Here is a 13,734-nt window from a genome sequence, read left to right on the forward strand (position 1 = left end):
TGCTCATCATGCTCGGCCCACACACGACGTTCGCGGCCGGCGAGCGGGACGGCACCGCCCCGGCGGCCGGACAGGTGCTCACCTGGACGGCCGGGAACGACATCGACACGTACCTCTCGGCGCCCGCGACAGCGGTGGCCGGTCCGGCGACGATCGTCTTCGAGAACAGCGCGGCCACCGGCAACACCACCGGCATGCCGCACACGCTGACGTTCGTCACGTCGGACCCCGAGTTCAACAGCGACGTCCAGCTGAACATCCTGGCCAATCCGAACGACGCCCAGGGCGGCCGGCACACCGCCGAGGTCACGCTCACCCCGGGCCGCTACTTCTACCACTGCACAATTCCCGGGCACGGCCGGATGCAGGGCATTCTGGTCGTCACCGAGGGCGGCGGCGAGGACACCACGGCGCCCGAGGCAACGGCGGAGGTGACCGGCACGCGGAACGCCGAGGGCGCGTACGTCGGTTCGGCGGGCGTCACCCTCCGGGCGAGCGACACGGGCTCGGGCGTCGAGCGGATCGAGTACGCGATCGGCGCCGACGGCGCCTGGCAGCCGTACACCGCGCCGCTCGTGTTCGACCGGGTCGGCACGCACACGGTGCGCTACCGCGCCCTGGACCGGGCGGGCAACGTCTCGGCCGAGAAACGCCTGGAGTTCACGGTCGTCGCCCCGCCCTCGGACGACACCACCCCGCCGGAGACATCGGCGACGGTGGACGGCGAGCGCGACGCCGAGGGCGCCTACATCGGCATGGCGACGGTCACCGTCACGGCGTCCGACACCGGATCCGGCGTCAACACGATCGAGTACGCGATCGGCTCGGGTGCATGGCGGGCCTACACGGCCCCGGTGATGGTCCATCAGACCGGTTACCACACGGTGCGCTACCGCGCCACGGACCGAGCGGGCAACGCGGCGGCCGAGAAGCGCGTGGAGTTCGCGGTCGTCGCCGCTCCCCCGCGGGACACGACGCCGCCGGTGACCGGCGTGACCGTGGGGGGCGTCAGGAACTCGGACGGGGCGTACGTGGGGAGGGCCACGGTGACCGTCGGCGCCACGGACCACGGCGGTTCCGGTGTCGCCGGCATCGAGTACTCGCTCGACGGCGGTCCCTACCTGGCGTACACGGCACCGGTGGTCGTCGACCGGGCCGGCCGGCACACCGTGGCGTACCGGGCGAGCGACAGGGCGGGGAACACCTCCCAGCCGCTGACGGTGACCTTCACGGTCGTGGCCGACGGCGGGGTGCCCGCGCCCGACTGCCCGGAGTACGACGAGCGGGCGACGGTGTTCGTCGGCACGGTCGACTCGGGTGTGCCCAACCGGGTCACCGGCAACCGCTGCCGGATCGGCGAACTCGTCGAGGACGAGAAGGAGTGGACGTCCCGGGCGCTGTTCCTCAAGCACGTGAAGAGCGTGCTGGACGTGCTGCTGAAGGACGGCGTCGTCGACCGGCGGGAGCACCGCGCCGTCGGCGCCGCGGCCCGCGAGTCCGGCATCGGCGGTCCGGGACGGACGGAGGGCTACCGGACGATCCTCGACGGCAGCCCCGAGTCGTTCGCCCGGTGGGAGCAGGTGGGCGGCGGCTCGTTCGCGCTCAACCCCGACGGGTCGATCACCTCGGGCACCTCCAGGCCGAGGCTCGGCATGCTGTGGTTCCCCGTGCGCAAGTACGGGAACTTCTCGCTCCGGCTCCAGTGGCGCGACGACGCCCCGGGCACCGGCAACGCCAACTCGGGTGTCTTCGTGCGGTTCCCGCACGTCCACGACCAGCCCGAGGAGTCGCGACCGGAGTGGGTCGCCATCAAGTACGGGCACGAGGTGCAGGTGCTCGACCGGCCGGACGGCGACCTGTACAAGACCGGTTCGGTCTACGGCTTCGACCGCGTGGGGCTGGCCGGCGCGGGCGTGACGCAGAAGGGCACCTGGAACGACTACGAGATCCGCGTCGTGGACCAGCACTACTCGGTCCACCGCAACGGCGTGCTGATCAACGAGTTCGACAACACCGGCGGCCAGGACTTCCACCCGCCGCGCCCGGACGACCCGGGCACCGACGGGCGGCGGTTCGCCTCCGGCCACATCGGGCTCCAGGTGCACGGCACCACGGACGTGGTGTCGTACCGGAACGTCAGGATCAGGGAACTGCCCTGACCCGGCGGTCGGTCCGAGGGGCGGCGGTCGCCGGTCGCGGACCGGTCCGAGGGGCGGCGGTCGCCGGTCGCGGACCGTCCTGAGGGGCGGCGGTCAGGTGGCCGTCGGCCTGGGCTTCCTGGCCCGGCTCGGCTGTACCCGTCTGGGCTCTCCCGGCATCTTCGGATACTCGGGCGGGTACGGCAGATCGCCCAGGCCGTGGTCGTGCTCGTCGCGGCGGGCCAGCTCCAGCAGCGGCTCGAGGGAGAACGCGTGCTCGTCCATGTCCGCGTGCACATCGCCCAGTTCGGCGAAGCGCACGGGCATGGTCGCGAGATCGAAGTCCTGCGGATGGGCGACTCCCACCTCCTCCCAGCGCAGCGGCGCCGACACGGGGGCGTGCGGGCGGGGCCGTACGGAGTAGGCCGAGGCGATGGTGCGGTCGCGGGCGGTCTGGTTGTAGTCCAGGAAGATGCGGCTGCCCCGTTCCTCCTTCCACCACTTGATGGTGACCTGCTCCGGCATCCGGCGCTCCATCTCGCGGCCCACCGCGATGGCGGCGCGGCGGACCTGGGTGAAGGTCCAGCGCGGCTCGATGGGGACGAACACGTGCAGACCCCGTCCGCCGGAGGTCTTGGGCCAGCCGCGCAGCCCGTACGCGTCGAGCACGGCGCGCAGTTCGTGTGCGGCGCGGGCGGCGTCGTCGTAGTCGGTGCCGGGCTGCGGGTCGAGGTCGATGCGCAGTTCGTCGGGGTGGTCGACGTCGTCGCGGCGCACCGGCCAGGGGTGGAAGACCAGCGTGCCGTACTGGGCGGCCCACACCACGGCGGCCTCCTCGGTGGGGCACATCTCGTCGGCGCTGCGTCCGCTGGGGAAGGTGATGTGCGCGGTGGGGATCCAGTCGGGCATGTTCTTCGGCGCGCGCTTCTGGAAGAAGGACTCGCCGGCCACCCCTTCGGGGTAGCGCTCCAGGGTGGTGGGCCGGTTGCGCAGGGCGCGCAGGATGCCGGGGCCGACGGCCACGTAGTAGCGGGCGAGGTCCAGCTTGGTGAAGCCGCGCTCCGGGAAGAAGACCTTGTCCGGGCTGGACAGCCGTACGGTCCGGCCGCCCGCCTGAAGTTCCACCGCGTCACCCATGCGAGCCACGGTAGGCGCAACGCACATGCCTCGCATACCGGGCACTACGGGGCATCTGCGCGCAGAATCGGAGCATGGATCTGCCGGTGATGCCGCCCGTGAAGCCGATGCTCGCCAAGTCGGTGGCGAAGATCCCGCCCGGCATGCAGTACGAGGCCAAGTGGGACGGGTTCCGGGCGATCGTGTTCCGCGACGAGGCCGAGGTGGAGCTGGGCAGCCGTACCGGCAAGCCGCTGACCAGGTACTTCCCCGAGCTGGTGACGGCGCTGCGGGAGCGGTTGCCGCAGCGCTGCGTGATGGACGGGGAGATCGTCATCGCCCGGGAGGGGCGGCTGGACTTCGACGCGCTCACCGAGCGCATCCACCCGGCGGACTCGCGGGTGCGGACGCTGGCCGAACGGACGCCCGCGTCGTTCGTCGCCTTCGACCTGCTGGCGCTGGGGGACGAGTCGCTGCTCGACGTACCGCTGACCGACCGGCGGGCGTTGCTGACCAGGGCGCTGGAGGACGTCTCCCCGCCGGTCCACGTCGCGCCGGCGACCACGGACATCGACGTGGCCGAGGGGTGGTTCGAGCAGTACGAGGGGGCGGGCCTGGACGGAGTGATCGCCAAGCCGCTCACCCTGCGCTACCTCCAGGACGAGCGCGCCATGTTCAAGATCAAGCACGAGCGCACGGCGGACGTGGTCGTCGCCGGGTACCGCCTGCACAAGAGCGGCCCCGTGGTGGGCTCGCTGCTGCTCGGGCTGTACGACGAAGGGGGCGCCCTCCAGCACGTGGGTGTGTCGGCGGCCTTCCCCATGAAGCGGCGCGCCGAACTGGTCGAGGAGCTGGAGCCGCTGCGCATGGACCACGTGTCGGGCCATCCGTGGGCGGCGTGGGGGGACGAGGCGGCGCACGAGACCGCCCGGCTGCCGGGTGCGCCGAGCCGCTGGTCGGGCCGCAAGGATTTGTCGTGGGTGCCGCTGCGGCCGGAGCGGGTGGCCGAGGTGGCCTACGACCACATGGAGAACGGCCAGCGCTTCCGGCACACCGCCCGCTTCCGCCGCTGGCGCCCGGACCGGACCCCGGAGAGCTGCACCTACGCGCAACTGGAGGAGCCGGTCCGGTACGACCTGGCGGAGATCCTGGGCGGCGGTTAGGCCCCGGTCCGGGTCACGGCTTCATCAGGCGGTCCGGGTCACGGCTTCATCAGGACCTTCACCGCGCCGTCCCGCTTCTGCTGGAACATCTCGTACGCCTGCGGGGCCTCGTCGAGCGGGACGCGGTGGGTGGCGAAGTCCTCGACGCCGAGCGGGTCCTCGTCGGTCAGGTACGGGATGATCTCGTCGCTCCAGCGGCGCACGTTGGCCTGGCCCATGCGCATCTGGATCTGCTTGTCGAAGAGGGTGAGCATGGGCAGCGGGTCGGCCATCCCGCCGTAGACGCCGGACAGGGAGATGGTCCCGCCGCGCCGCACCAGCTCGATCGCCGTGTAGAGGGCGGCGAGCCGGTCGACGCTGAAGCGCTCGGCCATCGGCCCGCTCAGCTTGCGTGGCAGCATCGCCGAGGCGTTCTGCACCATGCGGGCGACCGCGCTGCCGTGCGCCTCGGTGCCCACGGCGTCGATCACCGCGTCGGGTCCGCGGCCGTCGGTCTGGTCGCGGATCGCGGTGACGAGTTCCTTCTCGTCGTCGAAGGAGCGCAGGTCGAAGGTTTCCACGCCCCGCTCGCGCGCCCGGCGCAGCCGCTCCGGGACCAGGTCCACACCAAAGACCCGCCCGGCACCCTTCACCTGGGCCACCCGGCAGGCCATGTCACCGATCGGCCCGAGGCCGAGCACGGCGACGCTGCCGCCCTGCGGGACTCCGGCGTACTCCACCGCCTGCCAGGCGGTGGGCAGCACGTCGGAGAGGTAGACGAACCGGTCGTCGGGCGGGCCCTCCGGCACCTTGATCGGACCGTACTGGGCCTGCGGGACGCGCAGGTACTCGGCCTGGGCGCCCGGCACCGCGCCGTACAGCCGGGTGTAGCCGAACAGGGCCGCGCCCATGCCCTCGGAGCTGACCTGAGTGGTCTCGCACTGCGTGGGCAGTCCGGTCAGGCACATCCAGCAGTTGCCGCAGGCGATCTGGAACGGCACCACGACCCGGTCGCCCACCTGGAGGTCCGGCACCGCGGCCCCGACCTCCTCGACGATGCCCATCGGCTCGTGGCCGAGGATGTCGCCGGGGGTCATGAAGGGGGTGAGCACCTCGTACAGATGCAGATCGGATCCGCACAGGCCGCTGGAGGTGACGCGGATGATCGCGTCGGTCGGCTCCTCGATCCGGGGATCGGGCACGTTCTCCACCCGCACGTCCCGCTTTCCCTGCCAGGTCACTGCCCTCATCGCCGCCCGCTCCCTCCGTCGTGTGCGGTCCGTCGGTCCTGCGGTGGCGCCCGGGTACCCGGGCGCCGGGTGGCGAACCGCACACCACGGAGCCGGCCGGGTGCCGCCCCGGGCCGGCCGGACCACCGCCGCGGATCGTGATCGGTCGGGTATGGCCACTGTCGATCAGGCAGGCGCACAATCAAGTCAAACCATGTCGGGTGTGAGGCGGCGGTGGACACAGCACCAGGGGCACGCACACGGCGCGGCAGGGCCGCGGCCCTGCTGGCAGCCGTGGTGGCCGCGTGCCTGGCGGCGGGCTGCACGTCGGGGGGACCGTCCGACGACGGGCGCGGCTCGTCGAGCCGGCCGTCGCGGGACGCGGCGGACGGCTCCTCCGTGCTCGCGGTGAAGGTCGACAACGCCCGCACGGCCCGTCCGCACACCGGCCTCGAAGCCGCGGACGTGGTCTACGTGGAGCAGGTCGAGGGCGGGCTGAGCCGGCTGATGGCGGTGTACGCCTCCCGGTTGCCCGAGTCCGTCGGACCGGTGCGCAGTGCCCGTGAGTCGGATCTGGAGCTGCTGCGCCAGTTCCGCCGGCCGGTGCTGGCCTTCTCCGGGGCGCAGGGCCGGCTGCTGCCGTTCATCGACCGGGCACCGCTGGAGGCGGTCACGCCCGAGTCGTCGCCCCGCGGGTACGTCCGGGGCACCGACCGGCCCGCCCCGCACAACCTGTATCTGCGGCCCGGGCAGCTGATGGACGGGCCGCCCGGCCGCTCCGCGCTGACCACCGGCTTCCGGTACGGCCCCGCGCCCGAGGGCGGCAGGGCGGAGATCCGGCACACGGTGCGCTACCCGGCGGCCCGCTTCACGTTCACCTGGTCGCCCGACCGGGACCGCTGGCTGGTCGCGATGGACGGCTCCCCCGCGGTCACCACGGCGGGCGAGCAGCTGTCACCCGCGACCGTCGTGGTGCAGCACGTGACCGTACGTCCTTCCGACTTCCGGGACTTCCTCGGCAACACCACGCCGTACACCGAGACGGTCGGCTCGGGCAAGGCCACGGTGCTGCGCGGCGGACGGGCCCACGACGCGCGCTGGAACCGGCCGGACGCGACCGAGGGCACCTCGTTCAGGACCGCCGGCGGCGCACCCGTGTCCTTCGCGCCGGGCCAGGTGTGGGTGGTGTACGCGACGGCGCCCTGACCCGCCCGGCCCTACCGCCGGCGCACGCCCGTCTCCAGTTCCGTCCGGGCCCGGTGGACCAGTCCGTCCGCGCCGCAGGAGCGGGCCAGGTCCAGGCCGCGCCGGACGTCGGCCTCGGAACGGGCGAGGATGCCGTACTCGACGCGGGCGGCAGCGTGTTCGTACTGGCAGGGGGAGGATTCGAGGTACGTGACCGCCTGGGCGGCGAGCCGCACCGCGCGCTGGCCGGTCTCCAGGGCGGCGGCGCAGCGCAGGGCCTCTCCTATGGCGGTGTCGGTACCGAAGCGTTCGGCGCGCCGGCGGACGTCGACGGCGAGCCGGGCGGCGCGGGCCGGGTCCTCGGTGGCGAGGGCGCGGGCGAGGTCGGCGGCCCAGAAGAGGTGCACGGGGTTGTGGTGGCCACGGGAGGCCGCCGCCTTCTCGGCGGCCTCCAGTTCGTTGACGCCGTCCTTGGTGCGGCCGACCGCGAGCAGCAGCCGGCCGCGCACGGAGCGCGGGTCGGGCAGCACGATGGTGGACGGGTAGGGCGGTGCGAAGCCGTGCCGTTCGGCGACCGCCCACGCCTCGTCGACGTGGCCGCGGGCGAGCAGGGTGTCCACCAGGTTGCAGGTCGCGGTCCAGTACAGGGGCAGTCCACGGCCGATGCGTTCGGCGAGCGCCAGGGACTCGCGCAGCGAGGTCTCGGCCACCTCCAGGCGTCCGCGCCTGCGGTGCCCGAGTCCGACGTAGGCGTGCGCCAGGACGAGGTGGCCACCGCTCCAGCCGGCCGACTCGTAGGCGCGCAGGGCCTCGTTGTAGAGGCTGTCGGCCCGGTCGAGGCGGTCGGTGTAGGCATAGACACTGGCCAGCATCAGCAGCAGTTCGACGCCCCACTCGGCGTCGGTCCAGCCGAGTCCCGGCGCGAGGCGGCCGTTGACGAGGGCGCGGTCGCACAGCTCGACGATCTCCTCCGCGTTCTCCCCGCGCATCATGGCGTCGAAGCCGCGCAGGATGAGGAGTGCCCGTTCCGAGTTGTCGCGGCCGGTGCAGGTGGCGGCGAGCTCGGCGAGTCGCTCCGAGCGGCCCGGCGAGGTGGTCTCGCCGGCGTGCAGGCCCTCCCACATGAACTGCACGGCCTGCAGCCGCATACGGGCGGGCCCTGGTTCGAGGCGGGCGGCCTCCGCCTCGACGGTGCGGACGGCCTCCTCCATCTGGTCGTTGTGAAGCAGTGCCTGGGACAGCCGGACCACCGCGTCCACCCGCTCCTCGCCGAGGAGGCCGGGCATGCCGAGCGCGGTCCGCAGGTGTCCGATCGTGCGGGCGGGCGCGGTCAGGAAGGCGGCGCGGCCCAGTTCGTAGAGCACGCGGGCGTGGACCTCGGGACGCGGCGGTTCCTCCAGGGCCCGCTCCAGGCAGCGGCGGGCGGCGTCCGGGGCGCCGACGGCGAGGTGCTCCCGGGCGGCCTCCCGCAACTGCTCGACCAGCTCCTCGTCGTCGTCCGGGTGGACCTCGAGGAGGTGCCGGGCGGCGGCCGCCGCGCCGCGTCCGGAGTCGGTGACGATCCGGGCGGCGATGCCGTGCATGGCGCGGCGCAGGGCGTCGGGTATGGAGTTGTAGACGGCGGTGGCGATCAGTGGGTGGACGAACTCCAGGTCCTGGGGGCCGGTGCGGCCGGTGGCGGGGTCGGGTGTCGTCAGGATGCGGGCGCTGCGCAGGAGTTCGGCGCAACGGGCGGCGGAGTCGGGGTCCAGGGTGGCGAGCTGGGCCACCAGGTCGACCGTGATGTCGGTGCCGAGGATGGCGGCGGCCCAGGCGAACCGGGTGGCGTCTATGCCGAGTTGTTCCAGCCGGGCGACGAGCCCGCCGCCGCGGGCGGAGCGGTTCAGGGCGCGCAGTTCACCGGCGTGCGCCTCGACCGGTTCGAGTTCGCTGTCCTGGACCTTGGCGAGGAGTTCGACGGTCTCGTAGGGGTTGCCGCCGGTGACGGCCCACACCTCGCGGCAGAACGCGGCGTCGGATCCCTCCCCCAGCGTGGCGCGGGTGAGTCCGGCGGTAGCGGCCGGGGTGAGGGCGCTGAGGGTGGCGACGGGGCGGTCGGCCGCGGCGGCGACCGCGTCCAGGTGTCGGGCGCTCACCCCTGAGATCTCGCCGGGGCGGCGGGCGACCACCAGCAGGACGGACACGTCCTGGAGGCGTTCGGCGAAGGCGGCGAGCCAGTGCAGGGTCTCCTGGTCGGCCCAGTGGGCGTCGTCCAGCAGCAGCACCAGCGGCCAGTCCCGGCGGGCCAGTCGGCGCACGGCGGCGATGAGGCCCTCGCACACGCCCTGTGGGTCGGCCTGCCGTTCGCCGGGTTCCGCTATGCCGAGGGCGGGTCCCGCGATGTCGTACCAGTCACCGAGGTACTCCCGCGCCTCCTCCGGCAGCATCGGCACCAGGGCGGGCTGGAGGAGTTGGCGCACGACGTTGAAGGGGACGGAGCGCAGGGTCTCGCCGCCGCGGGCCGACCACACGGTGCAGCCGCGCTGTTCGGCGATGCGCCGGGCCTCGGCCAGCAGCGTGGTCTTGCCGAGGCCCGCCTCGCCGCGGAGCACCAGCAGGCTGCCGGGCGAGGAGCGGTCCGCGCACAGGGTGTCGACCGCCTGCTCGATGGCGGCGACTTCCGCGTCGCGCTCCCAGAGGGAAGCCGAGGCGGCGGCCGGGGGCCGTACCTGCGTCATCCCGCTACCTCCCCAAGTCGCCCGAACGACGTACAGACCTCGAGCGTAGCCGCCCGGCCGCCCCGGCGGAGCATGGTCCGGGCAGCTCTTGCCGTGAGGGATGACACGGGCGCAACGGGTCGACGCGAACCGTGCCCGACCTGGGGGTCCGATGGTCAACGGCTGTCAAGGGCCGGGGAGATGGGGATCGCCCGGTGGGGGGCGTGGGTCGGTCGGTGCGGTGCGGGCGCGTCCGGCGCGTGATGGGGCGCGGCGGACGGCGTCCGGTGGCTCCGGGCGGGCGGTGGTGATCGCTGCGGCGGGCCGAGGGGTGCGTGGCGGCGGGCGGTGGGGTGGGTGAGGGGGGCTCTCTCATCCGGCTTTCACCGACGCCTCATACGGTGGGGGCATGACGCAGGCGACTCCTCCCGGGTGGTACCCCGACCCCGGGCAGACGAATGACGGACCGGCCACCGAGCGCTGGTGGGACGGCACGGCCTGGACGGGGCAGGTCCGCCCGGCGGCGGGGACGGCCACCGGTTGGGGTCCTCCGGCGGCCGGCAGCGCGGTCGGGCCCACCCGTCCGGGGCACTCGGCCCATCCGGCCTATCCGGGTTACCCGGCCTATCCGGGTTACCCGGCCCATCCGGGTTACCCGGCCCATCCGGGTTATCCGGCGTACCCTGTGCCCCCGTCGTCCGGGCGGGGCCGCGGGGTGCGCATCGCCATAGCCGTGGCTGCGGCCGTCGCGGTGCTGGCCGGCATCGGTGTCGGCGTGTACGCGCTCACCGACGACGGCCGCAAGGAGGGCTCCGCGACCTCGCGGGGGCCGGGCGACCGGGACGGCGGGCCGGGCGGCCAGGACGGGCCGGGCGGCGACTCGGGCGGTTCGGACGGCGAGGCGGACGGCGACGGCACGGGTCCCGAGGGGGCCGAGCCGCCGCGGGTCGAGAGCGGTTCGGTGACCGACGCCACGAGCGGGATCAGCCTGCCCGTCCCGGACGGCTGGTACGGCCAGGAGCTGGGCGTGGGCGCCCAGGTGACGTCCGAGGACGCGTACAAGTGCCCCGGCGACACCTCCAAGACCTGCACCAAGGGCGGGGCCTACTCGGCGCCGGCCCGGCAGCTCGGCACGCGTGGCTCCACGGCCGAGGAGATCGCCAAGGCGGACATCGCCGCGAACGCCGAGCAGTCCTACGGCGGCACGTCGTACGGGAGGATCACCTCGCACGAGGTCCTCGCGTCCGAGGCGGTGACGGTGGCCGGGCAGAAGGGCTACCTCGTGCGGTGGAAGGCGGTCACCAGCAAGGGCGCCGACGGTTACGTGCAGTCGCTCGTCTTCCCCTCCCCCGCGCGCCCGCAGATGATGGTCGTGGTCCGCTTCGGCGTCGACACCGACCAGAAGCAGGACATCCTCGACGAGATCACCAAGGGCATCAAGGTGTCGACGGTCGGCGGCACGGGCCAGGACGTCTGACCGCGGGCCACCACGGCCGGGCGGCTCCGGCCCGGCGTGCGGCGACCGGGCGGCCGGGGGGCGGCGTTCGGCGGCCGGGCGGGCTCCCCTCCGCTCGACGGGGGACCCGACCCCACCCGGCCGGGGTGCGCGCCGCCCCCGTCCCACGGTGCGGCGCGGTCAGGCCGCCGTCCGGTCGTCCGGGGACGGCGGCCTGCGTCTCAGGCGAGGCCGAGTGTCGGCAGCACGGCCGCCTCCACGAACCGGAGCAGGTAGTCCGGGTCGGCGTCCTCGCCCTCGATGATCGGCAGGACCCGCAGCACGCCGAAGTATCGGTACGTCGGCGTATCGAACAGTACGGGCACGCGCTCACACCGATCAGCCGGGGCTCTTCCCAGATACGGCGGCCGGCGACAGGCGGGACGGAGAGGCGTACCGCAACGGCCACAGGCGCCGGACCCGGAGCGGGCGCCGACCCTTCCGGGTGAGGGCGCGTACCACCGCCGCCGCACCGCCCGCGGCCACCCACCCATCGGCCGCGTGAACAACGCTCCGGGTCAGTACACCTGGTCGGTGACGATCGCCGGGTCGCTCACCCCGGGGCGGCCGTTCTCGACGTGGCCGACGAAGCGGCGCAGGAAGGCCGGGTCGGCCGGGGAGGTGACCGTCAGGTCGTACCAGCGTCGGCTCGCCCGCAGGTCGACGGTGCGGTGCAGGGTGACACCGGGGCGTACGAGGACGGTCACCGTACGCCGGCCGTGGCCGTCGGCGAGCCGCAGCCGTGCCGTGGCGGGGCCCGCGTTCGTGAAGGTGAGCCGGATGTCGTCACCGGTGTGACGGGCGGTGACCTCGCAGGCGGCCGTCCGGCTCGTCCCCTTGAAGACGCGCAGGAACCCGTTGGGGCCGTGCACGGTCAGATCGTACGAGCCGTCGGAGCCCGAAGGGGTCCACGTGTCGGAGATCGTTCTGCCGGCTTCGGTCGTGTAGGTCCAGGGGCCGTCGGAACGGTGGCCGGAGGTGACGAGGAAGGCGGCACCGGCCTTCGCGCCGGAGGCGAAGGTGAGCGTGCACCGCCCGTCGGCGGGATCCACCGCGCCGTCCACGGCCGGGGCGTACTTCAACGGGCGGGCGGGGCGGGCACCTCGTTCCTGCCGGGGCAGGCGGGGGTCGGCCGGGGGCGTCGGCCGGTAGTCGGGGTGGCGTTCGCGGTCCGGGGGCTCGTAGGCGTCGGTGTCCGGCAGCGCGACCGGGCCGCTGTCCTTGCGGGAGAAGTCGAACGCCGAGGTCAGATCGCCGCAGACGGCCCGGCGCCACGGTGAGATGTGTGGCTCCCGCACGCCGAAGCGCCGCTCCATGAACCGCAGGATCGAGGTGTGGTCGAAGGTCTCCGAGCACACGTATCCGCCCTTGCTCCAGGGCGAGACGACCAGCATGGGCACCCGGGGCCCGAGCCCGTAGTACCCGGCGACGTGGGTGCCGCTGCCTTCGAACACGTCGAGGGACACGTCGGCCGTGGACCGCCCCCGCTCGGGCGACCGGGGCGGCAGTGGCGGCACGACGTGGTCGAAGAAGCCGTCGTTCTCGTCGTAGGTGATGAACAGGGCGGTCCTCGCCCACACCTCGGGGTTCGAGGTGAGCGCGTCGAGGACCTGCGCGATGTACCAGGCGCCGTAGTTCGAGGGCCAGTTGGAGTGCTCGGAGAAGGCCTCGGGCGCGGTGATCCAGGAGATCTGCGGCAGCCGGCCGGCCCGCACGTCCGCCCGGAGCTCGTCGAAATATCCGTCGCCGTTCTTGACGTCGGTACCGGTGCGGGCCTTGTCGTACAGCGGGTCGCCGGGCCGGGCGTCGCGGTAACGGTTGAAGTAGAGCAGGGAGTTGTCGCCGTAGTTCCCCCGGTAGGGGTCCTCGATCCAGCCCCAGTGCCCGGCCGCGTCCAGGCCGTCGCCGATGTCCTGGTAGACCTTCCACGAGATCCCGGCCCGCTCCAGTCGCTCGGGGTACGTCGTCCAGTCGTAACCGAGCTCGTCGTTGCCGAGGACGGGGCCACCGCCCTTGCCGTCGTTGCCGGTGTGGCCCGACCACATGTAGTAGCGATTGGGGTCGGTGGAACCGATGAACGAGCAGTGGTAGGCGTCGCAGACGGTGAACGCGTCGGTAAGCGCGTAGTGGAAGGGGATGTCCTCGCGGGTCAGATAGGCCATGGTCGTGGTGCCCTTGGCGGGCAGCCACCGGTCGTACCTGCCGTCGTGGTACGCGGCCTGTCCGTCGGACCAGCCGTGCGGCAACCCCTCGAGGAACCGCATGCCGAGGTCGTCGGCGTCCGGGCGGAAGGGCAGCACCTCCCTGGTGCCGTCCGCCTGGTGCCACACCGACCTGCCGTTGCCCAGGCTCACCGGGTGCGGGTCGCCGAAGCCGCGGACCCCTCGGAGCCGGCCGAAGTAGTGGTCGAACGAACGGTTCTCCTGCATCAGGACGACGATGTGCTCCACGTCCTCGATCGATCCCGTGCGGGTGTGGGCGGGCAGCGCGGCGGCACGCTCGATGCCGGCCGACAGGGCGCTGAACGCCGCGGTGGCACCCGCGATCTGGAGGAAACGCCGCCGGTTGACGTCCGGAGCTTGGGGCATGGGTGAGGGACCTCTCGCCGTGAGGGTGCTGCCGGCCGGGGACGGTGCGCGCGCTCAAGGAGTGTTCCAGGGTGACCGGACACGGGGGAAGGGTGCGATGGCGACCGTGTGAAGGCCGTCGGTACGGGAGGTGACCTGCCGGCCC

The 13,734-nt window shown here is 73.2% G+C and carries 9 protein-coding genes; 4 read left to right on the top strand and 5 right to left on the bottom strand.

Going from position 1 to position 13,734, the window contains the following annotated elements; genetic code table 11:
- Nucleotides 1–8 precede the first annotated feature (8 nt).
- Nucleotides 9–2,159, top strand: coding sequence for an OmpL47-type beta-barrel domain-containing protein (locus ACFYOV_RS31435; protein ID WP_389093663.1), 2,151 nt, complete (start codon nucleotides 9–11; stop codon nucleotides 2,157–2,159).
- Between the two features lie 93 nt (nucleotides 2,160–2,252).
- Here the strand turns inward: ACFYOV_RS31435 and ligD are convergent, their stop codons facing one another.
- Complete coding sequence (ligD, locus tag ACFYOV_RS31440; RefSeq protein ID WP_389093591.1) at nucleotides 2,253–3,275, bottom strand: non-homologous end-joining DNA ligase; 1,023 nt, start codon at nucleotides 3,273–3,275, stop codon at nucleotides 2,253–2,255.
- Nucleotides 3,276–3,349: 74 nt separating this feature from the next.
- Between ligD and ACFYOV_RS31445 the strand changes: the two genes are divergently transcribed.
- Nucleotides 3,350–4,417, top strand: coding sequence for an ATP-dependent DNA ligase (locus ACFYOV_RS31445; protein ID WP_389093594.1), 1,068 nt, complete (start codon nucleotides 3,350–3,352; stop codon nucleotides 4,415–4,417).
- Nucleotides 4,418–4,455: 38 nt separating this feature from the next.
- Here ACFYOV_RS31445 and ACFYOV_RS31450 read toward each other — a convergent pair whose 3' ends face one another.
- Complete coding sequence (locus ACFYOV_RS31450; RefSeq protein ID WP_389093596.1) at nucleotides 4,456–5,646, bottom strand: zinc-dependent alcohol dehydrogenase; 1,191 nt, start codon at nucleotides 5,644–5,646, stop codon at nucleotides 4,456–4,458.
- 213 nt (nucleotides 5,647–5,859) lie between these two features.
- On the opposite strand from ACFYOV_RS31450, the gene ACFYOV_RS31455 reads away from it, so the two are divergent.
- Nucleotides 5,860–6,831, top strand: coding sequence for a DUF3048 domain-containing protein (locus ACFYOV_RS31455; RefSeq protein ID WP_389093599.1), 972 nt, complete (start codon nucleotides 5,860–5,862; stop codon nucleotides 6,829–6,831).
- Nucleotides 6,832–6,842: 11 nt separating this feature from the next.
- Here ACFYOV_RS31455 and ACFYOV_RS31460 read toward each other — a convergent pair whose 3' ends face one another.
- Nucleotides 6,843–9,527 carry an ATP-binding protein gene (locus tag ACFYOV_RS31460; RefSeq protein ID WP_389093601.1) on the bottom strand — a complete coding sequence of 895 codons (2,685 nt, stop codon included), beginning with the start codon at nucleotides 9,525–9,527 and terminating at the stop codon, nucleotides 6,843–6,845.
- A gap of 388 nt (nucleotides 9,528–9,915) precedes the next feature.
- On the opposite strand from ACFYOV_RS31460, the gene ACFYOV_RS31465 reads away from it, so the two are divergent.
- Complete coding sequence (locus ACFYOV_RS31465) at nucleotides 9,916–10,983, top strand: DUF2510 domain-containing protein (protein ID WP_389093603.1); 1,068 nt, start codon at nucleotides 9,916–9,918, stop codon at nucleotides 10,981–10,983.
- Between the two features lie 200 nt (nucleotides 10,984–11,183).
- Here ACFYOV_RS31465 and ACFYOV_RS31470 read toward each other — a convergent pair whose 3' ends face one another.
- A complete protein-coding gene (locus ACFYOV_RS31470; RefSeq protein WP_389093606.1) occupies nucleotides 11,184–11,327 on the bottom strand; it encodes a hypothetical protein in 144 nt (47 codons plus the stop codon).
- Between the two features lie 192 nt (nucleotides 11,328–11,519).
- Entirely contained in the window at nucleotides 11,520–13,589 is a 2,070-nt protein-coding gene (locus ACFYOV_RS31475; RefSeq protein ID WP_389093609.1) for a phosphocholine-specific phospholipase C, read from the bottom strand.
- Nucleotides 13,590–13,734: the final 145 nt, after the last annotated feature.

The sequence above is a fragment of the Streptomyces sp. NPDC005931 genome (assembly GCF_042871235.1).
In the GTDB taxonomy this organism is placed as follows: domain Bacteria; phylum Actinomycetota; class Actinomycetes; order Streptomycetales; family Streptomycetaceae; genus Streptomyces.

Bases quoted from the DNA above. Each gene is read 5' to 3' on its own strand.
- ligD (WP_389093591.1), bottom strand. From the start codon at position 3,275: ATGGGTGACGCGGTGGAACTTCAGGCGGGCGGCCGGACCGTACGGCTG.
- ACFYOV_RS31465 (WP_389093603.1), top strand. From the start codon at position 9,916: ATGACGCAGGCGACTCCTCCCGGGTGGTACCCCGACCCCGGGCAGACG.
- ACFYOV_RS31445 (WP_389093594.1), top strand. From the start codon at position 3,350: ATGGATCTGCCGGTGATGCCGCCCGTGAAGCCGATGCTCGCCAAGTCG.
- ACFYOV_RS31450 (WP_389093596.1), bottom strand. From the start codon at position 5,646: ATGAGGGCAGTGACCTGGCAGGGAAAGCGGGACGTGCGGGTGGAGAAC.
- ACFYOV_RS31475 (WP_389093609.1), bottom strand. From the start codon at position 13,589: ATGCCCCAAGCTCCGGACGTCAACCGGCGGCGTTTCCTCCAGATCGCG.
- ACFYOV_RS31435 (WP_389093663.1), top strand. From the start codon at position 9: ATGCTCGGCCCACACACGACGTTCGCGGCCGGCGAGCGGGACGGCACC.
- ACFYOV_RS31460 (WP_389093601.1), bottom strand. From the start codon at position 9,527: ATGACGCAGGTACGGCCCCCGGCCGCCGCCTCGGCTTCCCTCTGGGAG.